This window comes from Microbispora oryzae (genome assembly GCF_017896165.1).
GTDB lineage: Bacteria > Actinomycetota > Actinomycetes > Streptosporangiales > Streptosporangiaceae > Microbispora > Microbispora oryzae.
The window spans coordinates 22,684-43,932 of sequence record NZ_JAFCNB010000024.1; the positions used below are offsets into that span (position 1 = coordinate 22,684).

Annotated in this window: 18 protein-coding genes; 6 read left to right on the top strand and 12 right to left on the bottom strand. The window is 71.3% G+C overall.

Annotation, left to right across the window (positions count from 1 at the left end):
* Positions 1-29: 29 nt before the first annotated feature.
* The 4 genes from JOL79_RS29270 to JOL79_RS29285 all read left to right on the top strand — a co-directional run bounded on the left by JOL79_RS29270 (position 30) and on the right by JOL79_RS29285 (position 3,724).
* Complete coding sequence (locus tag JOL79_RS29270) at positions 30-992, top strand: alpha/beta hydrolase (RefSeq protein WP_210159141.1); 963 nt, start codon at positions 30-32, stop codon at positions 990-992.
* Complete coding sequence (locus JOL79_RS29275; protein ID WP_210159142.1) at positions 989-1,708, top strand: alpha/beta fold hydrolase; 720 nt, start codon at positions 989-991, stop codon at positions 1,706-1,708. The genes JOL79_RS29270 and JOL79_RS29275 overlap by 4 nt, the downstream gene beginning before the upstream one ends.
* 166 nt (positions 1,709-1,874) lie before the next feature.
* Positions 1,875-2,627 carry an SDR family oxidoreductase gene (locus JOL79_RS29280; RefSeq protein WP_210159143.1) on the top strand — a complete coding sequence of 251 codons (753 nt, stop codon included), beginning with the start codon at positions 1,875-1,877 and terminating at the stop codon, positions 2,625-2,627.
* 29 nt (positions 2,628-2,656) lie between these two features.
* Positions 2,657-3,724 (top strand): ferritin-like domain-containing protein, encoded by a 1,068-nt coding sequence (locus JOL79_RS29285; protein ID WP_210159144.1) that lies wholly within the window; start codon positions 2,657-2,659, stop codon positions 3,722-3,724.
* A gap of 59 nt (positions 3,725-3,783) precedes the next feature.
* Here the strand turns inward: JOL79_RS29285 and JOL79_RS29290 are convergent, their stop codons facing one another.
* From JOL79_RS29290 to JOL79_RS29300, 3 genes are all read right to left on the bottom strand, one after another.
* Positions 3,784-6,549, bottom strand: a complete 2,766-nt coding sequence (locus JOL79_RS29290; protein WP_210159145.1) for an AAA family ATPase — start codon at positions 6,547-6,549, stop codon at positions 3,784-3,786.
* Positions 6,550-6,641: 92 nt separating this feature from the next.
* On the bottom strand, positions 6,642-7,082 hold the full coding sequence (locus JOL79_RS29295; protein ID WP_210159146.1) for a cupin domain-containing protein: 441 nt from the start codon (positions 7,080-7,082) through the stop codon (positions 6,642-6,644).
* 117 nt (positions 7,083-7,199) lie between these two features.
* Entirely contained in the window at positions 7,200-8,729 is a 1,530-nt protein-coding gene (locus JOL79_RS29300) for a carboxylesterase/lipase family protein (protein ID WP_210159147.1), read from the bottom strand.
* A gap of 189 nt (positions 8,730-8,918) precedes the next feature.
* Between JOL79_RS29300 and JOL79_RS29305 the strand changes: the two genes are divergently transcribed.
* Positions 8,919-9,485 (top strand): hemerythrin domain-containing protein, encoded by a 567-nt coding sequence (locus JOL79_RS29305; RefSeq protein WP_210159148.1) that lies wholly within the window; start codon positions 8,919-8,921, stop codon positions 9,483-9,485.
* Here the strand turns inward: JOL79_RS29305 and JOL79_RS29310 are convergent.
* Together JOL79_RS29310 and JOL79_RS29315 are read right to left on the bottom strand one after the other, a co-directional pair.
* The gene (locus JOL79_RS29310; RefSeq protein ID WP_210159149.1) at positions 9,476-10,045 is read right to left on the bottom strand and encodes a hypothetical protein; all 570 of its coding nucleotides are present in this window, start codon (positions 10,043-10,045) and stop codon (positions 9,476-9,478) included. The genes JOL79_RS29305 and JOL79_RS29310 overlap by 10 nt on opposite strands.
* Positions 10,046-10,067: 22 nt before the next feature.
* The gene (locus tag JOL79_RS29315; protein WP_210159150.1) at positions 10,068-10,211 is read right to left on the bottom strand and encodes a hypothetical protein; all 144 of its coding nucleotides are present in this window, start codon (positions 10,209-10,211) and stop codon (positions 10,068-10,070) included.
* Positions 10,212-10,791: 580 nt separating this feature from the next.
* On the opposite strand from JOL79_RS29315, the gene JOL79_RS29320 reads away from it, so the two are divergent.
* Complete coding sequence (locus JOL79_RS29320) at positions 10,792-13,842, top strand: LamG-like jellyroll fold domain-containing protein (RefSeq protein ID WP_210159151.1); 3,051 nt, start codon at positions 10,792-10,794, stop codon at positions 13,840-13,842.
* Positions 13,843-13,913: 71 nt separating this feature from the next.
* Here the strand turns inward: JOL79_RS29320 and JOL79_RS29325 are convergent, their stop codons facing one another.
* The 7 genes from JOL79_RS29325 to JOL79_RS29355 all read right to left on the bottom strand — a co-directional run bounded on the left by JOL79_RS29325 (position 13,914) and on the right by JOL79_RS29355 (position 21,232).
* Positions 13,914-14,651: an SDR family oxidoreductase gene (locus JOL79_RS29325; protein ID WP_210159152.1), complete on the bottom strand. Its 738-nt coding sequence runs from the start codon at positions 14,649-14,651 to the stop codon at positions 13,914-13,916.
* Positions 14,648-15,724: a sigma-70 family RNA polymerase sigma factor gene (locus JOL79_RS29330; protein WP_210159153.1), complete on the bottom strand. Its 1,077-nt coding sequence runs from the start codon at positions 15,722-15,724 to the stop codon at positions 14,648-14,650. Before JOL79_RS29330 ends, JOL79_RS29325 begins: the two co-directional genes overlap by 4 nt.
* Before the next feature lie 5 nt (positions 15,725-15,729).
* A complete protein-coding gene (locus JOL79_RS29335; RefSeq protein ID WP_210159154.1) occupies positions 15,730-16,107 on the bottom strand; it encodes a VOC family protein in 378 nt (125 codons plus the stop codon).
* Between the two features lie 86 nt (positions 16,108-16,193).
* Positions 16,194-17,231 carry a hypothetical protein gene (locus JOL79_RS29340; protein ID WP_210159155.1) on the bottom strand — a complete coding sequence of 346 codons (1,038 nt, stop codon included), beginning with the start codon at positions 17,229-17,231 and terminating at the stop codon, positions 16,194-16,196.
* Positions 17,228-17,671 (bottom strand): hypothetical protein, encoded by a 444-nt coding sequence (locus JOL79_RS29345; protein ID WP_210159156.1) that lies wholly within the window; start codon positions 17,669-17,671, stop codon positions 17,228-17,230. The genes JOL79_RS29340 and JOL79_RS29345 overlap by 4 nt, the downstream gene beginning before the upstream one ends.
* Positions 17,672-17,915: 244 nt before the next feature.
* Positions 17,916-18,374, bottom strand: a complete 459-nt coding sequence (locus tag JOL79_RS29350; protein WP_210159157.1) for an SDR family NAD(P)-dependent oxidoreductase — start codon at positions 18,372-18,374, stop codon at positions 17,916-17,918.
* A gap of 137 nt (positions 18,375-18,511) precedes the next feature.
* Positions 18,512-21,232, bottom strand: a complete 2,721-nt coding sequence (locus tag JOL79_RS29355; RefSeq protein WP_210159158.1) for an arabinofuranosidase catalytic domain-containing protein — start codon at positions 21,230-21,232, stop codon at positions 18,512-18,514.
* Positions 21,233-21,249: the final 17 nt, after the last annotated feature.

Below are 21,249 nucleotides of genomic sequence, written 5' to 3' on the forward strand. Positions count from 1 at the left end.
TCCAACGTGGAGAAAACGGAGAGTCCCACATGATGGAGCATGTCCTGGAACCGGAGGCGCAGCGGCTCGCCGACGCGACGTCCGCACCGCCCTTCGTGTATGAGCTGGACCCCGACGGCGCCCGGGCGGTGCTGGACGACCTGCAGGCCGCCCCGGTGGACAAGCCCGAGGTGGACGAGAAGTGGATCACGGTCTCGACGGGTGTCGGCGCGGTGCGGGTGCGCGTCGTCAAGCCCACGGGCGCCGACGGAACGCTGCCCGTCGTCCTGTACATGCACGGCGGCGGCTGGGTGCTCGGGAACGCCGGCACGCATGACCGGCTGGTGCGCGAGCTGGCCGTCGGGGCGGGCGTCGCGGTCGCGTTCGTGGAGTACGACCGTTCGCCCGAGGCCCGCTATCCGGTGGCGATCGAGCAGGCGTACGCCACCGCTCAGTGGATCACGCAGCAGGGCGCGGTCGAAGGGCTGGACGCGACGCGGCTGGCGGTCGCGGGCGACTCGGTCGGCGGGAACATGACCGCCGCGCTGACCATCCTCGCCAAGCGGCGCGGCGACGTGAACTTCGTGCACCAGTCGCTCTACTACCCGGTCACCGACGCGGGTCAGGACACGGGCAGCTACCGGGAGTTCGCCGAAGGGCCCTACCTGACCGCCAGGGCGATGGCCTGGTTCTGGGACGCGTACACCACCGACCCGGCCCAGCGCGCCGAGATCACCGCCTCACCCCTGCGCGCCGGCCTCGACGACCTGGCCGGCCTGCCGCCCGCCTTCGTCGTCGTCGACGAGAACGACGTGTTGCGTGACGAGGGCGAGGCGTACGCCCGCAAGCTCACCGCGGCCGGCGTCCCGACCACCAGCGTCCGCTACAACGGCACGCTGCACGACTTCATGATGCTCAACCCGCTCCGCGACACCTGCGCCGCGCGAGCGGCGACCGCCCAGGCCATCGACGTTCTCAAGAACGCCCTGAACACCGGAAAGGCACACTCATGAGCGAGCAGCCCGTCATCGTCCTGGTCCACGGCGCCTTCGCCGAATCGGCAAGCTGGAACCGCGTCATCCAGCGTCTGCACGGCCACGGGCTGGCCGCCGTCGCGGCGGCCAACCCGCTGCGCGACGTCGAGGGCGACGCCGCGTACGTGCGCGACGTGATCGCCGGTTTGAACCGCCCGGTCGTCCTGGTCGGCCACTCGTACGGCGGCATGGTCGTCACCCAGGCCGCGGCCGGCAACCCGGCCGTGCGCGCCCTCGTCTATGTCGGCGCCTTCGCCCCGGAGCACGGTGAGAACGCGTTCCAGCTGTCCGGAAAGTTCGAGGGCAGCACCCTGGCGAGCGCGCTGGTCGCCTACCCGGTCGCCTCGGGCGGCAATGAGTTCCGGATCGCGGAGGACAAGTTCCACCAGCAGTTCTGCGCCGATCTGGACGCCGCGGAGGCGGCCCTGATGGCGGTGACCCAGCGTCCGGTCACCGAGCGGGCGCTGACCGACGCCCTCACAGCGGATGACCCCGGCTGGCGGGGCATTCCGTCCTGGTTCGTCCATGGTGAGCGGGACCTCAACATCCCGGCCGCGGCGCTGCGCTTCATGGCCGAACGGGCCGGTTCCCGCGGGACCACGGAGATCCCGGGCGCCTCGCACGCGCTCGCCGCGTCGCAGCCCGACGCCGTGGCGGCCGTCATCCGCGACGCCGCCGACCACGTCCGGAAATGACGGCGGAGGCCGCGAACGGCCGCCCCCCGGCCTGACGGCGTCCGACGGGGAACGTCAGGGACGGCAAAGGAATCACCGGCGGCTGTCACGACTCCGGCGGCCATCCGGTCTTAGCTGACGACCGGGTCGCACCGACGCGTCCCGGCGGAGAGGAAAGAGGTCTTTCGTGAAGATCGTGGTTATCGGTGGGACCGGTCTGATCGGATCCAAGCTGGTGGCGAAGCTGCGGGAGCACGGCCACGAAGCGGTGGCGGCCTCCCCGAACACCGGGGTGAACACCCTCACGGGCGAAGGGCTGGCGGAGGCGCTGGCCGGCGCGTCGACGGTGGTCGACGTGTCGAATTCGCCGTCGTACGAGCCGGAGGCGGTGATGGAGTTCTTCCGGACGTCCACCGGAAACCTGCTGGCGGCGGAGGCGGCGGCGGGCGTGGGCCACCATGTGGCGCTGTCGGTGGTCGGCACCGAACGGATGCCGGAGAACGGCTACTTCGCGGCGAAGATCGCGCAGGAGCAGTTGATCGTGAGCTCGCCGATTCCGTTCTCGATCGTGCACGCGACGCAGTTCTTCGAGTTCGCCCGCGGCATCGCGGACGACGCGACGGTGGAGGGCAAGGTGCACATGGCGCCGGTGCGCTTCCAGCCGATCGCCGGCGACGAGGTCGCGCAGGCGGTGGGCCGGGTGGCGGTGGGGTCGCCGCTGAAGGGCAGGACGGAGGTGGCCGGTCCGGAGCAGACGCGGATGGACGAGTTCTTCCGCCAGGCGCTGGCCGCGTGGGGCGACCCGCGTGAGGTCGTCACCGACCCGCAGGCGCAGTACTTCGGCGCCGTGCCGGGGGAGCGGACCCTGGTGCCCGACGACGGCGCGACCCTGGGCACGATCCGCTACCTCGACTGGCTGAAGCAGAACCCCGCGCCATAACCCCTTCAGACTGCAGAGGTAGGAATCTGATGAGAAATCCGGAATTGCAGGCGAATATCGCCGTTTCCGGACCGGCTCGGATCGATACCCTCGACAGCCTGCGTGAGCACCTGCAGTGGGCGGTCGAGCTGGAACACGCGACGTTGCCGCCGTACCTGTGCGCGCTGTACTCACTGGAGCCGGAGCGGAACCCGGAGGCCGTGGAGGTGGTGGGTGGCGTCTTCGTCGAGGAGATGCTGCATCTGGTGCTGGCCGCTAACCTGCTCAACGCCGTCGGCGGCCGGCCGCGCCTCGACATGCCGGAGATGCTGCCGCCCCATCCCCGGCGGCTGCCCCACAGCGATCTGGAGCTGGCGCTGCTCCCGTTCGGACCGCAGGCGCTGGAGATGTTCCTGACCCTGGAACGGCCGGCCCCGCCCGGCGCCCCGCCGGAGGGCGACGGGTACGAGACGATCGGGCAGTTCTACGACGCGATCGAACAAGGGCTGCGCCACCTGTGCGAGGAACTCGGTGAGCGAGAGGTCTTCGGCGGCGACCCCGCCCGCCAGGTGAGCGGCAGCCATTTCCGGCACACCGCCGGGAGGTTGTTCGCGGTTCAGGATCTGGAGTCGGCGCTGAAAGCGCTGGAGGAGATCGTCGAAGAGGGCGAGGGCACGGCCCGGGGCGAGGTCTGGGACGGAGACCAGGACGTCTTCCACCCGGACCGGGACGAGGTCGCCCACTACTACCGGTTCCAGGAGCTCAAGCTCGGGCGCCGCTACCGGAGGGGCGACACCCCCGTATCCGGGCCCACGGGGGAGCCGCTTTCGGTGAACCTGACCGGAGCCGTCCGCCCGATGAGGCCCAACCCCCGGCTGTCCGATCACGCCCCCGGCAGCGCGATCCGTACCGCGCAGGAGGAGTTCAACCGCACCTACTGCACGCTGCTGAGCCAGCTGGAGCAGGCCTTCAACGGAGAGCCGCAGGCGCTCGGGGCCGCCGTCGGCACCATGTACGCGGTCAAGTCCCAGGCCGAGGCCCTGATGGCGATGCCCGACGAGGACGGCGCCACGGCCGGGCCCACCTTCGACTACGTGCCCCCGGAGTCGCGCTCCTGAGAAGGGCCGGCCCCTCGGGTACCGGTGCCGGGCCGATCCCCGGCTCCGGAACCCGCGGGCTATCCGGCGTCCGAAACCGCGTGGCCCAGCTCGGCGAGCGCGGTCTTCAGCTCCGCGCGCCCCCTGATGCCGAGCTTCATGAACACCTTGCGCAGGTGATATTCGGCGGTACGCGCACTGATGAACAACCGGGTGCCGATGTCCCGGTTCGTGAGTCCTTCGCGGGCGAGGCGCGCCACGTTCAGCTCCTGGTCGGTGAGCCGCGCCGCCGAGCCGTGCGTGCGCGTGCGCAGGGTCTCGCCGCTCGCGCTCAGCCCGCGCGCGGCGCGGTCGGCGAACCCGTTCAGGCCGCAGCCCGACAGCAGCTCGTAAGCGGTCCGGAGCTGTTCGCGGGCCTCGGTGTGCCGGTGGAGGCGGCTCAGCGCCTCCCCGTACAGCAGACGGCAGCGCCCCACCATGATCGGAATCCGCTCCTGCTCGAAGTGCCGGATCGCGTCCAGGAACAGGGTTTCGGCCTCGTCGCCCTCGCGTAGCTGCGCCTCCGCCATCGTCACCACCCCCAGCGCGTAGCCGGTGCCCGCCGGCCGCGTGACGCTCGCCAGCCGCTCCAACGCCTGCTCGGCGAGCGCGCGTTCACCGGTGTGCGCGGCCGCCTCGACGAGTTCGAGCAGCGTGCGCATCGCGTGGCTCAGCTCGTGCGCGTACGGCAGCTCGCGCCGGCCCGCGTCCACCGCCTCGGCGAAGCGTCCCAGCCCGTTGTAGAGGACCGCCTCAGCGAAGTTGACCGCACTCAGCCCGAAGCCCTCGCCGCGCGCGTACGCGTCGGACCGGATTCGCTCCGCCCACCGTTCCGTCTCCGCGACCTGCCCTCGGTACGCCGCGAGGAAGAGCCGCCCGTACTGCGGCAACGGGTTGCCGGTGACGTCCTTGATGGCGTCGATCTCGTCGCAGGTGGCCTCCGCGGCGTCCAGTTCGCCGTCGACCGTCTGGGCCAGCATCAGCAGGCTCAGGGCGATCGGCAGCACCGTCACGACACCTTCCGCACGGGCGAGCTCCACCTGCCGCTGGGCGAGCGCGCGGAGCCCGTGGGGGTCCCACAGGTCCTGCGCGGCGCGCGAGGCGAACCACATCCAGTGCAGTTCGAGCGCGTCCGGAACCTCTTCGAGGAACGCGCGCTGAGCGCGCCGCAAGGTGGCCATCGCGGCCTCCTGACCTTTGGCGGCGAGCAGCGCCTGGCCGCGCAGGATCAGGTCCCGGGCGCGATCCGACTCCTCGGCGGCCGGCGTCGCCGCGAGGATCGCGTTCGACACGGTGGCCACCTGCTCGGCGTCACCGAGCCTGCCGCGGTAGATCGCCGCTGCCAGCGCCTCGATGTAGGTGTCGCGGGCGAGCACCGGGTCGAGCTTTTCGAGGCCCTGCGCCGCGGCGAGGAGGAGCTGCGCCCCGTCCCTGTCGCGCCGCAGCGCGTATCCGGCGCGGGCGCGCAGCCGGGCGATCAGCGCCTCCTGCAACGCGGTGAGTGGAAGGCCGCGGGCGGCGTCGAGCAGGCGCAGGGCCGCCGCGGGGGCGGCCGCGTCGTGCTTGGCCTCGGCGGCGGCGATCAGCCGCTGGCCACGCCGGACCGGCTCGGGCGTCAGCTCGGCCGCCCGTTCGAGGAACGCGCCCGCGGCCGCCGCGCCGCCACGGGTCCGCGCACGCACCGCCGACCGTTCGAGATCGGCGGCGACCTCCTCGTCCGGACGCAGTGTCGCGCTGGCCCGATGCCATGCCCGGCGGTCCGGGTCGTGGTCGGCACTGGTGACGTCGGCCAGCGCGGCGTGGACGCGTCTGCGGTCCTCCGGCGACGCCGCCCGGTAGACCGCCGACCGCACCAGCGGATGGCGGAACCCGACGCGCGCGCCGACGGCGAGCGCGCCGGCGTCCGTCGCGGCGTCGACATCCCCCGAGCCCAGCCCCAGCACCGCGCTCGCCCGCCACAGCAGTCCGGGATCGCCGGTCGGGTCGGCGGCCGCCAGCAGGAGCAACAGGCGCGCCGACTCCGGCAGTGGCTCAAGCTGCGCGACCAGGCTCTGCTCGATGCGGCTCTCCAGCGGCATCGACCCGGTGAGGGCGAACCCGCCCGCGATCTCGGCCGGGCTCAGCGCCCGGGGCAGTTCCCGCAGTGCGAGCGGGTTGCCGTGCGCTTCCGCGATCAGCTGGTCGCGCACCCGCCGGTCGAGGCCTCCGGGGGTCGCGAGCCGCAGGAGCTCGCACGCGTCGTCATGACCAAGCCCCGCGACGACCAGCTGTGGGAGCCCGGCGAACGCCTCACCCACGGTGCGCATGGCGAGCACGACGGCGATCCCCTCGACGTCGAGACGCCGGGCGGCGAACGCGACGGCGCGCGCCGACGCCTCGTCGAGCCACTGCGCGTCGTCGACGACGCAGAGCAGCGCCCGGTCACCGGCGGCCTCGGTGAGCAGGCCGAGCAGCGCCAGCCCCACGAGGAACGGGCTCGGCGCGGAGCCCTGGCGCAGGCCGAACGCCGCCTCGATGGCCTCGCGCTGCGGGTCGGGCAGGCATCCGGCGAAGCTCATCATCTGCCCGCACAGCTGATGCAGACCGGCGTAGGCCAGCTCCATCTCGGACTCCGACGCCCCGATGCGCTCAATCCGGACATTGGCCGCGGCGCGCGCGGCCATACGGTCCAGGAGCGCCGTCTTGCCGACACCGGCCTCGCCGGCGACCACCAGCGCGCCGCTGTGGCCGGCGCGGGCGCGGTACACCAGCGCGTCCAGCTCCGCCAACTCGCGATGCCGCCCCCGCAGCGGCACAGCCTGGGACACAGTGTCACCCTCGCTGCGATTACCGACGCATGGTGTCTCTGACCGTCAAATCCTATCCGAGGCGGCGTCGATGCATGAAGGAGACACCAAGGTCATGATCGTGGTGCGCGGCGGTCTCTCCGGGCTTCCAGCTCCTCCGGACTGACCACGGTCAACATCGGCTGCCCGGGAGCGCAGAACATGGTCACCACGAAGGCCGACTCCTCGTCGGCGAGGTGGTTGCCGTCCTGGTAGTGGATCACGTCGCCACCCGGCTCCCAGAACGTCTCACCGGCCCGGACCACCCGCATGGGCTCGCCTTCCAGCTCGAAGTTCACGGCCCCCTTGAGTACGAACCCGAACGCGGGCCCCGAGTGCCGGTGAGGCGGGGCGCCGGGGCTGTTGGGCGGCAACGTGACCAGGATCGTCATCGCCTCGGCCCCCTCCGGGGCGGGCGGCGCCCCCGTCACGGTGGAGACCACATCGATCTTCGGCGGCGGCCCGCTCTTGTCGGGGTTGTCCAGCTGGTGCGCGTGGGCGTGATCCGTGCTCATCGGGCTTCCTCCGCGGAACGGCGGCCGGCTCCTCCCGGCCGTGCACCAGCTGAGACCGGACAGCGCCCCCACCTGTGACAACGCTTCGACCGTTATTACGGGCCGCTATTACGGATATTACGGAGCGAGGAGCGGGAGGGCGGGGAAGGTGTGGTCCTGCCACAGCAGTCGTGAGGTCTCTTCCAGGTAGGCGGCGACCGTCGACGGCGTGCCGAAGAGCTGTGCGAGGCGACTGCCGGGGTCGTAGGGGGGCCAGCCCGGGTCGCCGTGAGCGGCGAACGCCGTCCATGCCCCGCGAATCCGCGCCGACAGCTCCTCGGCCGCCGGGGAGGGCGGGTCACCGAGCAGGACGGCGGGCCGGCCGCTGCGCAGGTTGCCGAACACGAGCGGCACGTCAAGGCCGTGGCAGGCGCCGAGGCCACCGCCCAGTCCCGGGGCGGGCCAGATCAGTTCGTAGAGGTGGGCCCGGCCGCCGCCGGCGATCTGCGCGTCCGCGAGGTGGAGGCTCGGCATGCGGAACAGCCAGTCCCCGTTGACGAGCTCGTACAGCTCCTCGTCCGAGGCCGCCGGGTACGCCTCCCGGTAGCGGCGTGCCCCGTCAGGGCCGGGGGCGAGCAGGCGCAGGGCGGTCTCGGTCTGCTCGTGCGCGACCTGGCCGAGCACGCCGTCGATCAGGCTGAACAACCGGTGCTCGTCACGAGTGTGGCCGACGAGAAGCCCGACGTCCCGGGCGGCGCCGCCGGCCAGCGCCTCCCACGGGGTCGCCGGCAGGACCTCACCGTCGACAACCGGTGCGAACGGGATCGGCCGGTGCGTGATCTGCCCCCAGCGCTCCCGCCACTGGGCCGTCTTGGCGGCGATCGCGTCGCCCGCCGCGGGCAGCAGGGCCGGGGCCACGGCCGACAGGCCGGACACCGTGGGCCGCACCCCCAGCTCGGCGGCGCAGGCGGCGGCGATGTCGGCGGCCAGTTCGGGAGAGAAGAAGGTGCCCGGCACACTCTGCGCGACCACCCGGCGGAAGAGCCCGGCGGCGCGCGGCATGGCGAGCAGCGCGGCGACCGATCCGCCGCCCGCGGACTGCCCGAAGACCGTGACCCGGTCCGGGTCGCCGCCGAACACCCTGATGGTGTCCCGCACCCACTGCAAGGCCGCGACCTGGTCGAGTAGCCCCCGGTTGGCCGGGGCCCCGTCGATCTGCGCGAAACCCTCGATGCCGAGACGGTAGTTGAGGGTCACGACCACGGTTCCGCTCGCGGCCAGGTGCCCGGCGTCGTATTCCGGGAGGCTGGAGTCGCCCATGGCGTAACCGCCGCCGGGGATCCACACCATCACGGGGAGCCGTGCCGCCGGATCAGGTGCCGGCGTCCAGACGTTAAGGGTCAGCCAGTCGTCGCCGGTGGTCTCCTGGGACGCCCCGAGCAGGCCGGACTGCGGGGGCGGCGGGCCGTACGCGACCGCCGGGCGCACACCGTCCCAGCCGCGTACCCGCTGCGGCGCGGCGAAACGGAGGGGGCCCACCGGTGGCTCGGCGAACGGGACGCCGCGGAAGACCGCCAGGCCCGCCTCCCGGCCGCCGCGCAGGGCGCCGGCCGCCGTGCGGACCTCCGGCTCGGACTCGGACGGCGTGCTGGACGCGGTGACGGCCATTTCGCGGTCTCCTCCCCGTTCCTGTCCGTTCCTGCTGGGCCGAGCCTCCCAGCGCCCGCCATCCACCGGCAATCCATTTACAGCACCCCACATCAGCCGGAAACCCGTGATGTTTCGCCTCTCGGCTTAGGGAAGAGGGCGACGGACGTGACGGAAACACCAGACACAGGGGAACAGAGGAGGAGTGAGATGGCGGACGTGTTCGAGGTCCTGAGTCACGATCATCGCGAGGTCGAGCGGATGCTCGCGGAGCTGGAGAGCGGAACCGCCCCGGCAGGGCTGGACGGGCCGGAGCTGCGCGGCAAGATGGTCGAGCAGCTCATCATCGAGGAGTCCAAGCACGAGGCGGTCGAGGAGGAGTACTTCTGGCCCGCCGTGCGGGAGCTGGTCCCGGACGGCGACCGGCTCGCCGACCACGCGGTGGAGGAGGAGCAGGCGGCCAAGCAGGTGCTCGACGACCTGCTCGGTCTGGAGGCGGGCGAGGCCAAGTTCGAGGAACTGCTGTCGGGCTTCATCGCCGACGCGCGCGAGCACATCGCCTACGAGGAGAAGACGGTCTGGCCGCAGCTCCGTTCGGTGATCGGCACGGACCGGGCGGCGGAGCTGGGGAAGAAGCTCGTGGAGGGCAAGAAGACGGCGCCCACCCGCCCCCATCCGCACACCCCGCCGAAGCCGGGAGTGCTCAAGACCGCCGGGCGCGCCGTGGCAGCGGCCGACCGGCTCCGCGACAGGGCGACGGGCCGGGATCAGGGCTGACCGTCTGCCGCTGTTGCGGCAGCACCCCGGCGCGCCGAGCCGACGGGACCCGCCCCCGGGGTCGGTGAACAGTTCCGCGCCCCGGGCGGCCGGTGTCGATATCGAGGGCAACACGCCGACGAGGACGCCGCCGGCCGGCAGCGCACCCGTCGCGGCCAGCATGACGACCAGGACGGCGCCTCCCGTGACCGCCGACACGACGATGAACGCGACCCGCGGCCAGGGACGACCCGCCGCGGCGGCTGCCTCCTCGGCGACGGCCTTGCCCAGCCCGGGCCGAAAGGCGGCAGACCCACCAGGGCCAGCGCCGCCAGCAGGAACATCCAGCACGCCGGTTCCCGGAAGCCGCCCCCCGTGATCACCAGGACGAACGCCGCCACGACGAGGGCGTCCGGGCGGCGCCCGATCTCGAAGAAGACGAACATGTCGAACAGGTCGCCGCTGACGGCGAACCCCGCCATGCCGGCGAGGACGAGGAGCATCAGGGCGTGATAGTGCGCCTCGACGTCCTTCAGATAGCGCAGGGCCGCGGGCGGCGTCCAGCGGCCGGCCACCAGCACGGCACAAGACCCATCGCACGCTCTAACCCGACGAGCCGCAGAGCCTCAAAGGGCTGACGTGCGCCCCGACGAGCCGGTCGAACGGGTCGCCGTGGAGAGCCAGGGACGTCGCCGGAACCACGCCGCCGAGGACGAGCGCCAGCCCGGCGGCCGGCCAGTACGTCACCGCACGACCACCTGTCCCAGGTCAGGGCGGCCGGAGCACGGCGTGTGAACGAGGACGTCCCGCCCGCCGGCCGGCCGTCCAGGACGACCCGCTCTGTCCCGCACGCCCCGGGCTGAGTCGCGGCGGGGTCTGGCAGGCGCGGCCGGCAATCGTGGCTGGTAAGCGACATTTCCCCAAGTTTCCTGAGAGGTTTCCTATTTGCGGCTAATGGTTTCCGTTTAACGCCTATGTAACGGTCTATTGACACGCATGCCACGCGGTCTCTACGGTCAAGGCAATCGTTTTCTTGACTTTCCCGTCGCGATTCGAAGAACGCTCTATCCGAGCTCCTTCGACCGCGGCGAAAGGCCGGGAGGCGATGACACCCTCGCTCCGCCTCAACGGCGGAACGTCTCCATCGACGCGGAAACGCCCCCACCGGCAAGGGGGACGCTTCCGAACGCGGCGCGCCCGGATGTTAACGCTAACTTCCCCGGTCGGCGGTCTGCCCTCCCGCCGTCCGAGGAGACCTCCGAGGCGATGCGCTCTCGGACGTGTGAGGGCTCCCTCCTTCACAGAACGCAAAGGAGCACCACCACCCATGTCCCGGACACACTCCTCCCGGGGCGCGGCGGCAGCCGCGCGCTCCGGTTCGGACCTGCTCCGCGGCGGGTTCCGCGGCCGGTTCCGGCACCCGGCGGCCGTGGTCGCCGCGTTCGCGGTCGTGGCCGCGGGAACCCCGTTCGCCGCCGCGCCCGCGTCCGCCGCGGCGGCGCCCGCGTCGACCCTCGTGGTCAGCGCGGACCAGCCCTTCCGCCCGGTCACGCACGTCGCGACCGGATCCCTGTACGGCCTCGCCGACGACGCGACGCCCTCCGACGCGCTGGTCCAGGCGATCAAGCCGAACACGTTCGTCCAGATGGCCGTAGGCGGCCAGCAGCAGGCGAAGGGCGACGTTCTGGTCGTCGCCGACAAGGCGGCCAGGGCGGGCGCGAAGGTCGTCGACCGCCTCTCCGACTACTACGCGGGCTGGCCCTACCAGTTCAGCTGGTCCACCTGGCCGTCCGTCGTGGAGCAGCAGGTCAAGTCCATGCAGTCGGCCGGGGTGAAGAACCTGGCGGCGTGGGAGCTGTGGAACGAGTCGGACAACACCTGGCTCGCGGCCAACGGCACCTACGAGGACTTCTGGACGAAGACCTTCCGTCAGGTGCGGTCGCTCGACCCGACCACGCCGATCCAGGGGCCGAGCTTCTCCGACAACATCGGCGACATGCAGAACTTCCTGCAGAACGCGGTCGACACGGACACGGTGCCCGACATCATCGCGTGGCACGAGCTGATCAACTCGGGGAAGATCGTCACCGACGTGGCCAAGGTCGCCGCCATCATGAAGGACCTCGGCATCAGCCCGCGCCCGATCGCGATCGAGGAGTACGGCGCGCCCGCCGAAGTCGGCATCCCGGGGGCGATGGTCGGATACATCGCGAAGTTCGAGCGCTACGGGATCCACGACGCCGAGCTCGCGTTCTGGAACGGCTACGGCGCGCTGGGCGACCTGCTGACGGGCACCGGCGGGAACCCGAACGGCGCCTACTGGCTGTACAAGTGGTACGCCGACATGAGCGGGGACATGGTCACGACCACCCCGCCCAACGCCACGACGGGCCTCGACGGCGCCGCCGCAGTCACCACTGACAAGAAGCAGGTCCAGGTCATCTTCGGCGGCGGCGGCGGAGCGACCGCCGTCCGCGTCGACGGCCTGGACAAGCTCGACCTGGGCGCCACCGTCCACGCGAAGCTCGAGTACACCCCGTCGTACGGGCGGACCAACCCCGCCGCCGGTCCGATCACCATCTCCGACACCGTCTATCAGGTCACCGACGGCTCGATCACCGTGCCGGTGGCGACGAACTCCGTCAACGGCTATCACCTGGTGATCAGCGGCGCCGGTACGGCGACCGACCTGCAGAACACGTACCGGATCACCAACCTCAACAGCGGGCTCGCGCTCGGCGCCCAGGGCGACGGTACGGCCGGAAGCCTCGTCGGCCAGGTCACGGCCTCCGGCGCGGCCGCGCAGCGGTGGAAGCTCCTCTCGACCGGCTCGGGCCTGTACAAGGTGGTCAGCGCGGCCGGCGGCCTGGTGCTCGGCGTGAAGGACGGCGCGTCAGGCAACGGCGCGTCCGCCATTGTGGAGACCGACACCGGCGACAACTCCCAGCTCTGGCAGGTCGTTCCCGACGGCAAGGGCCACCACAAGCTCGTGAACTACGACGACGGCTACGTGCTCGGCGTCGACGGCATGAGCAAGGAACCGGGCGCCCAGGTCGTGCAGTGGAGCGACAGCACCGTCACGTCCTCCGGCACCGGCGGCACACGGGTGGCCGGCAAGCTCGGCAAGGCCCTCGCGCTGTCGGGAAGCAACCAGTACGTCAACGTCCCGCGGGGCGCGGTGAGCGGTGTCACGGGTGACTTCACCATCTCGGCCTGGGTCAACCCGGCGAAGAACTCGACGTGGTCGCGCCTGTTCGACTTCGGCACCGGCACGTCGAAGTACATGTTCCTGACGGTCAACAAGGGCACGGGGCTCAGGTTCGCCATCACGACCGGCGGCGCCGGCGGCGAGCAGCAGATCAACTCCACCACGACGCTCCCGCTCAACACGTGGTCGCTGGTGACGGTGACCGTGTCGGGCACCACCGGCACCCTCTACGTCAACGGCCAGGTGGCGGGCACCAGCACCAACCTCACGCTGCGGCCGTCCGACCTCGGCGCGACCAACCAGAACTGGATCGGCCGCTCGCAGTACTCGGGCGACGCCTACCTGGCCGCCGCGGTCGACGACTTCAACGTGTACGGCCGGGCGCTGACCGCGGCCGAGGTGTCCGCCCTCGCGGGCGGGGACGCGGGCGCGGGCGACGTGCTGCGCTACACGTTCGACGAGAGCTCCGGAACGGCCGTCGCCGACTCGTCGGGCAACGGACGCAACGCCACCGTCGTCTCGAGCCCGCAGCCCGCGACGAGCGACGCCGCGGTCCCGGACCACTTCTGGACCCTGGCCGCCTATCCGGCCATCACGGGTGTCTCGGTCGCCGACGGCGCGACCGTCTCGGGCACGCGGACCTTCACCGCCGACCTCGGCGGCGCGGCCTCCGACGTCTCCTACACCTACATCGAGCTCAACCGCGGCGGCGTCTGGCTGACCGACAACACCAAGGCGCCGGGCAGCCACAACGACGGTCTCCACCCCGACCTCGTCGTGGACACCACCGCGTACCCGAACGGCGACTACCAGCTCAAGATCGACGTGGTCGGTACGAACGGGCTGACCACCGAACAGATCGTCCCGTTCGTGATCGGCAACCCGCCTGCCTGGGTCGGCACCAAGGTGTACGACACCGGTGACCAGGCGACGTACCACGGATCGGTCTGGCGCGCCCTGTGGTGGACGCAGAACCAGACCCCCGGCGACCCGTACGGAGCCTGGGAGCAGATGGTGACCACGCCGGACGGCACCGCGGTGTGGACCCCGTCCCGGATCTTCGTCTCCGGCGACCGGGCCGACTACCAGGGCGTCGTCTACGAGGCGAAGTGGTGGACCCGCGACCAGACGCCGGGCGACCCCAACGGTCCCTGGAAGCGGATCGGATAACGCCGACCCGCGGAACCTCCCCGGGCCGGGCGTCCTGCGGGCGCCCGGCCCGGCCTGCGTCTCAGGCCGGTTCAGCCGCGGGCGAGCCAGTCGATGTACCGGGTCGGGGCGATGACGGCGCCGGCGGGAGCGATGATGACGTCGCCCTTGACCGCGGCGAACATGCCCGCGGTGTCGTCGGTGACGACGGAACGGCTGTCCCCCCTGGCCTTCAGTGTGAGCCTGCCGAGGTCGTCGAGAGGGAGGACGTCGGGCCCGGCGATGTTGCGGACGCCGTTCAGCGGCGCTCCGACGGCGACCTCCGAGACCGCGGCGGCGACGTCCGCGGCGGCGATCGGCTGGATCGGCGTGCGCGGCAGCCGCACGGTCTTGTCGTCGGCGGTCCAGGACAGGGCCGCGTCCATGAATTCCATGAACTGCGTGGCCCGCACGATCGAGAACGGCACCCCGCCCGCCCGCAGCAGGTCCTCCTGAAGCACCTTCGCCCGGTAGTAGACGAGATCGGGCACCTGGTCGACGCCCACGATGGACAGGATGACGAAGTGCCCGACGCCGGCCTGCGCGCTCGCGGTGAGGAGATTGTCCATCGAGGTCTGGAAGAAGGCGGGAGAGGCGTCGTCGAAGGTGGGGGAGTTGGTGAGGTTGACGACGACGTCCGCGCCCGCCACCGCTTCGGCCACGCCCGTGCCGGTGATGATGTCGACGCCCGTGGAGAGCGAGTGCGGCACCGCCTCGTGCCCCGCCGCGGTGAGGTTCCGTACGACCTGCGAGCCGATCAAGCCGGTCCCACCGATAACTGCGATCTTCATGAAGAGCCTCCTGTCGCCGGCGCGCCTGTCGCGGACCGGTCGCCAGATAGGACAAGACAGCCTCCCTCGTTGTGACAGCCGGACGGCCGCGGCGCCGGGGGGAGTGTCTGAGGGAGCGAGAAGAGGCCGGACAGGCCCGGGTCGCGGAACGCGATGATCCGCCTGATCCCCGCGTCGCCGGCCGACAGGACCATCACCGCGTGGAAGTGGTACACACCGTCCGGTCCGCGGTCGTACATGGCGGCCGCGGGCTGCCCGTTGGCGGCGGTGGCCACCATCCGGAAGGCGCCCGGCGCGGTGAGCACCCGGGACCGGAAGAACCGGCAGACGGCCTCGCGGCCGGCGAACCAGGTGGGCGTGGGCGGCATCTCCAGGACGACGTCCTCGGTCAGCAACCCCATCAGCGCGGTGACGTCGGCGTTCTCGAAGGCCGCGACATAGCGGTCCAGCAGCTCCCGCTCGCGCGCGCCGGAGGCGTCGGACGCCTCCTCCTCGGACGGCGCCACCTGGCCGAGCTGGGCCCGGGCGCGTTGCAGGATGCTCTTGACCGCGGGCACGGAGACGCCGAGCAGGTCGGCCACCTCCGCCGCCCGGAGCGCCAGCACGTCACGCAGGATGAGGACGGCACGCTGGCGCGGGGGCAGGTACTGCAGGGCCGCGACGAGGGCGAGGCGCAGGCTCGCCCTTGTCACGACGATGGTGGCGGGGTCGTCCGAGCCGGCGCCAACCAGCCGGTCGGGCACGGGCTCCAGCCAGGGCACCTCCGGCGGTGGCGCCAGAGGGGTCTGGGGGTCGCCGGAGGGACCGCCGAGCCCGGACGGCAGCGGCCGGCGCTTACGGTTCTCGAGCGCGGTGAGGCAGACGTTGGTCGCGATCCGGTAGAGCCAGGTGCGCACCGACGCCCGTCCCTCGAACGCCTCGAACGAGCGCCACGCGCGCAGGTAGGTCTCCTGGACGAGGTCTTCGGCGTCGTGCGTCGAGCCGAGCATGCGGTAGCAGTAGGCCAGGAGCTCGGGCCGGTACGCGGAGGTCAGCTGCGCGAAGTCGTCGACGTCGGCACAGATGTGGCCCATCCGCGTCACCGTCCGGCGGCGGGCCGGGCGCCGAGCTCGATGATCTGCACGTAGTTTCCGACCGGATCCTCCACCGTCGCGATGAGGCCCGGGCCGAAGTGCTCCACCGGGCGGATCCACCGCGTGACGCCGAGGGCCCTCAGGTGATCCGCGACAGCTTCGATGTCGTCGCAGTAAAAGTTGATCAGTACCCTGCCGGGCTCACGCGTGCTCTTCTCGAGATCGTCGCGCCGATCGAAGACCAACCGGTTGGCGCCCACCATCAGGACGGTGCCCGGCTCGGCCGAGGGGGCGAAGGCCGCGCGGTACCAGTCGCTGAGCCGTTCCGGGTCGTCGCTGCCCAGCACCAGGCCGCCCAGCCGGATCGCCGTCGTGTCCGTCATGATCACTCCTTGATCGTCTTCAGGATCGAGTCACATCTACAGACTCGGAGACCCGAGAAAAGGAATCGGCCGAGACGGCCGCGAGATCAGTCGATCCATCGGCTGCAGCTGTGGGCCTGGTCGCCGACGAGGGTGACGTAGTCGTTTCCCCGGAAGGCGGCGTTGCGGACGAACGTGTACTTGAGCCCCGGCTTCAGGACGCCGTCGCCGCCGGGTGTGCTGCGACAGGCCGAGGCGCTGGCCCGCCAGGGCTGGCGGCCGTTCGTCAGCGTCTGGGTGTAGATCTGATCATCCCCCTGGAAGGAGTAGTCGAAGGAGATCGTGAAATCGTAGGCCGCCTTCTGCGCGATGAACGTCAGCGCGAGATAGTCGGACTCTCCTCGCGGTTCGATGGACAGCTCCTTCGTGGAGAAGAAGGGCTTCTCGGTGTGCGGCAGCTCGCTGTCGAGCCGCGTGGTGGGCGTGGTTCTGCGCAGGACGGGATCCGGATAGTCGAGGATCATGAAAGCGTTGGTCGCGTCGCCGGAGCCCGACGGCATGTAGAAGATCGCCCCGGTGGCTATCGGTTGCCTGCGGAGCTTGTTGACGCGGACCGCGTTGACGGAGAGTCTCCGACCGCTGTTGTTCTCGATGCGCAGCGCGATCTCGATCCCCCCGAGCGAGTATCCCCCGAAGCTCAGACCGTCCGCCGGCGGGGGCGTGGTGTTCGAGGGGCCGAGATAGGTGTTGAACCTCTCGATCTGTTTGTGCGCCGACTCCGGGAAGACCACGTCGTCCGGCCCTCCCTCTGGAGTGCCGACTCGTTGGACCTTGAATTTCAGGGCGCTGCCGTACCGGGGCTTCGGAGACGCCGGCGGTGAGCCGGAGGGAAGGCTCGTCGACACGTCGGGTGGATCCGCCGGCGGTGGGATCGGCGCGAGAGGGTCGTCCGCCGTGGACGATCTCGAGGGTGACTGATCATGAGGCAGGAGAACGGAGGTCGCGACGGCGGCGATCGCCATGATCACCAACGCGAGGCTGAGATACGCGGGCCAGCGGAGCCGGGGACGCCGGTCTCCGATGATGTTGATGTTTCCGGTCTCGACGTTGTACTGGTGCGACTGGCCGGAGGACTCGTTCTTCATCTTCTGTCGTCGCCCGGCCGCCGCCCGCGGTCGCCCTCGGGTTCGATCTCATGCGCGTTGACGTTGATCGTGCCATGGCCCACGTTGAACTGGCGGGACCGGCCGTAGGAGTTGTTCGTCATCGTCACCCGCGCCTCACCGGCCGCCCGGGCCAGTTCCACCGCGAACGCCGGATCGGCCGCCAGCGTCTTCCTGATCCGCAGGCGCAGCGCGGCCACGGCGTCCGTGTCGTCGGGATCGGCGAGCACGTCCGCCAGCTCCTCGGGAACGTCTTCGCCCTCGGCTCGTTCTCCGAACATGCGCACCAGGACGCGGCGGCCCCACCGGACCGTCGCCTCGGCCGCCTCCTCCTGCGTCCGCGCCAGCACCGCGCCACCGTACGCGCCCGCGGCCGAGACCACCCACGGCGTCACCTCGGCGGCCACCCGCGTCACATCCACCCCTGACACCTTCGGCCTCCATTCGCATGGTCGCGGCGTCCGTCGTCTGCCTGCGACATTAGATGCGAGTGGCTCTTGAAGGAACGCGAACCGGGAAACGGGCCCGTTGACCGGGAGAGGACGGCGAGGCCCGCCCACCGGGCGGCCGGGCCTCGCCGCCCCCGCCGTTCACCTTCCGCGCGCGACCTCAGTCCGCCGGCTCAGTCCGCGATCATGCCGCCGCTGAGGTCGGCGACCGCGCCGGTCATCGCGGCGGCCCGGTCCGACGCCACGAATGCGGCCACGTCGGCGATCTCGGCGACCGTCGGCACCCGCTTGCGCAGGGTGCGGTCCGCATGCGGGCCTCGAAGGCTTCGCGGGTGATGCCGTAGGCGTCGGCGTGCGGGCCGTACACCTCGGTGAGCCCCGGTGTCTCCGGCATCCTCGCCGCGTTGACGCAGACGACCCGGACGCCGAGCGGCCCGAGCTCGGCGGCCAGCCCCCGGGACAGCGCCTCGACGGCGCCCTCGTCCATCACGTCCACGGGGTCGACGTCGGCGACGCCGCCAGAGGCCCGGATCTTCTCGGCGACCACCTCGAGCGTGGCGCGGGTGCGCCCCGCGAGGAAGACCCGTGCTCCCTCCGCGGCGAAGGTGTGAGCGACCGCGCTCCCGATCGCTCCGCTCGCTCCGTAAATGATCGCGTTCTTGTTTGCGAGTAGCACTACTCCTCCGAATTTCGAATCGCGTGACGGGTTCTCCGTCGCCGCTGTCGACTCGCCGGCCCGCCGGAAGGAATCGGAGGAGGAGGCGAGCGCCTCCGGCGCCCGCGGGCACCGGAGGCGCTCAGGGATCGATCGGGCTACTTGGTGTTGGGCCCGCCCGGCGTGGGCACGGTCGTCGTGACGAAGTCGTGGCAGAGGCTGTCGGCGTCGGTGCCGTCAGGCCAGCGGGCGTTGCTCCGGCCCGCGCCGGCGGCCGCGCCCGCCACCACGGCGATGCACCCGCCCTTGCCCTGGTCGGCCTCCATGAGGGCGAGTTCGGGAGTGGCGATGGTTCCGTTGCCGCTCGAACTGCTCTGCTGGGAGCCGTAGACGACGGCGTCGACGACCACGTGGCCACGTTCGTCGAGCAGCGCGATGGAGCCGGCGCTGGTGGACAGGGCGCTCCCGAACCACTGGTCGGGCGCCGGCGTTCCCTGGTAGCCCGCCGTCGTGACCAGGGGGTTGACCACGGCCGCCCCGGTCGGATGGGCCATGACCGGCTTGTCGAGCGTCAGGCCGCCACCCAGCGCCTGCACCGGCACGCCGCTCGTGTGCGGGCGACGGGTCGGCGGCGAGAAGCTGATCCCCGTCCCGGGGTCGGACACGTCGACGCCCGACGCGTGGGCGAGCCGCAACGGCGCGGCGAGGTCGACGCCCGTTCCGCCCGCGCCGGTGGTGCCGACGTTCGCGACCGTGACGGTCTCCTTGTTCTCGCCGGTGTCCACCGTCAGGGTGTCGCCGACGGTCATGTTGGCGTCGGCCGCGACCTTGATGTTGGTCGCGCCCTCGGCGGCGTCGGCCGACAGGGTCGTCTGCGTGGCCGCCTTGCCGACCGCGGTGACCGTGGCCAGTTCGTAGTCGTCGCCCGAATCGATGCCGATCTTGTCGCCGACGGTGAAGCCGGTCGCGTTGGTGACGGGCACGTTGGTCGAGTGGGCGGGGACCGTGATCCACGGCCCGGTGGACACGGGGACGAACAGCGTCGTCGCCGGGCTGGCCGCCGTCCCGACCGACTGGATCGTGCGGGTCTCCCGCTCGTGGCCGGTGTCGATGTCGATCTGCTGGCCGGCCGCGAAGCCGGTCGTGCTCCTGACGTTGACCGTGGTGTCCTTGTGGCTCGCGGGGGCCGCCAGTCCGGAGCCGGCGAGGCCCAGCAGGTAGTAGGCGCCGCTCGCGAGCCGCGTCCCGGCCGGGATCTTGGCCAGCGTGGTGCCGGGCGAGCCGCTCGGCGTGGTGGTCAGGGTCCAGCCGGAGATGTCGACCTCGTTCGCGGAGGGGTTGTAGAGCTCCACGAACTGGTCGGTCGAGTTGGTGCTCGTACGGAACCGGACTTCGTTGATCTTAATCGGGATGACGTTGCGTACGGTTTGGGCCGTCTCTGCGGACTGGCGGCCCTTCACCGGGCCGGAGGGGTTCGTCCACTCGGCCTTGCCGGTCAGGTAGCCGGCGTCGGTCCTCTCCGCGGAGGTGACCGTGAAGGTCGCGCTCACGCTCTCATCCGGTGCGACCGACGGGAAGGTCACCGACATGTCGCGGGTGTCCTTGACCGAGGCGGTCCATCCACCCGGGGTGGACAGGCTCAGCTTGACGCCCACCGCGGCCGAGCCCGTGGTGTTCGTGAACGTCTCGGTGACGTCCTGCGCGGAGCGCGGGGTGAAGGTGGTGGCCCGCGACAGCGCCAGACGCGTCACGTCATACTTGGCGGCCACGACGTTGGCCTGCACCGCGTCCGTGGTGGTCTCCGACGGGTAGCCCTTCGTCATCACCCCCTCGTAGAAGGTGCCGGACGACCCGTTGCCGTTGTCGCCGCCGGTGCCGAGGAGGACGGCGCCCTTCTTGTGCATGGGGTAGTAGCTGCTGTTGGTCAGCGAGCCTGGACGGATTCCGCTGTAGAAGGTGGTCAGGGGGCCGTCCTGGGCGTTGCCGCCTCGCAGGTCCCACTGGTTCCCGCCGCCGCCGTCGACGACCGCGGTGACGAACCGCCAGGAGTCGACGGTCGGATCGGCCGGATTCTGCTTCGCGTTGTACCCGGAGAACAGGCCCGCCTCCATGTCGGCCATGATCCACGGGCCGGGGCCGCTGCCGCTGCCCCAGGCGGTGGCGGTGCCGAAGTAGGTGGTCTCCATGGTGCCGGTGCCCACGGCGCGGCCGTTCGTCGAGGCGTTGCCGTAGTCGAAGCAGCAGCCGCTGTCGTAGTGGGTGCCGTCGATGACGTAGTAGATGCCCTCCGGCTCGTCGCCCTTCGCGAGGCCGGTGGCGTTGTTGTTGCGGTACCCCATGCCCGGCATGATGTACACGCCGTAGGCCTTGTGGCCGCTGATCGTGATCGGCGCCATGTCCGCTATCGAGAGGGTGTCGAAGCCGCCGACGGCCGGGCCCCGGAACGTGCCGGGAGGAGCCTGATAGAGGGCGTTGCCCGTGCCGGACTGGTCGTAGATCTTGGTGATCACGCAGACCACGTGGTCGCAGAACGCGTCCTGGGCCGCCGCGTCGGCGTATCCGCCGGGGTCCGGGGAGGGGTGGGCGGCGGAGCGGACGACGCCGATGTCCCTGGTCGCGTTGTCCGAGGTGCGCATGACCTGGTAGAGCGGGCCGTTGTAGGAGGCGTACAGCGCGCGCGTGGTGCTGTGGGCGGCCACGCAGGGCGTACCGCCGGCGGCGTAGATGTCACAGGGTCCCTGGGGCCGGTCCGGGGCGGACGGCGGCGCCGCCTGCGCCTGCGGCGTCACCGCGAGTGCGCCGCCGATCAGCGCCAGCGCGGTCGCCGTACGAGCGGCCAGGCTTCTGAGGCGTCCACGTCGGATGGGGGGTCCGAACATGTTGGATCAACTCCTAC

Excerpts from the sequence above, each read along its gene's own strand:
- JOL79_RS29270 (WP_210159141.1), top strand. The coding sequence starts at position 30 with ATGATGGAGCATGTCCTGGAACCGGAGGCGCAGCGGCTCGCCGACGCG.
- JOL79_RS29275 (WP_210159142.1), top strand. The coding sequence starts at position 989 with ATGAGCGAGCAGCCCGTCATCGTCCTGGTCCACGGCGCCTTCGCCGAA.
- JOL79_RS29285 (WP_210159144.1), top strand. The coding sequence starts at position 2,657 with ATGAGAAATCCGGAATTGCAGGCGAATATCGCCGTTTCCGGACCGGCT.
- JOL79_RS29295 (WP_210159146.1), bottom strand. The coding sequence starts at position 7,082 with ATGAGCACGGATCACGCCCACGCGCACCAGCTGGACAACCCCGACAAG.
- JOL79_RS29300 (WP_210159147.1), bottom strand. The coding sequence starts at position 8,729 with ATGGCCGTCACCGCGTCCAGCACGCCGTCCGAGTCCGAGCCGGAGGTC.
- JOL79_RS29305 (WP_210159148.1), top strand. The coding sequence starts at position 8,919 with ATGGCGGACGTGTTCGAGGTCCTGAGTCACGATCATCGCGAGGTCGAG.
- JOL79_RS29320 (WP_210159151.1), top strand. The coding sequence starts at position 10,792 with ATGTCCCGGACACACTCCTCCCGGGGCGCGGCGGCAGCCGCGCGCTCC.
- JOL79_RS29325 (WP_210159152.1), bottom strand. The coding sequence starts at position 14,651 with ATGAAGATCGCAGTTATCGGTGGGACCGGCTTGATCGGCTCGCAGGTC.
- JOL79_RS29330 (WP_210159153.1), bottom strand. The coding sequence starts at position 15,724 with ATGGGCCACATCTGTGCCGACGTCGACGACTTCGCGCAGCTGACCTCC.
- JOL79_RS29335 (WP_210159154.1), bottom strand. The coding sequence starts at position 16,107 with ATGACGGACACGACGGCGATCCGGCTGGGCGGCCTGGTGCTGGGCAGC.
- JOL79_RS29340 (WP_210159155.1), bottom strand. The coding sequence starts at position 17,231 with ATGAAGAACGAGTCCTCCGGCCAGTCGCACCAGTACAACGTCGAGACC.
- JOL79_RS29355 (WP_210159158.1), bottom strand. The coding sequence starts at position 21,232 with ATGTTCGGACCCCCCATCCGACGTGGACGCCTCAGAAGCCTGGCCGCT.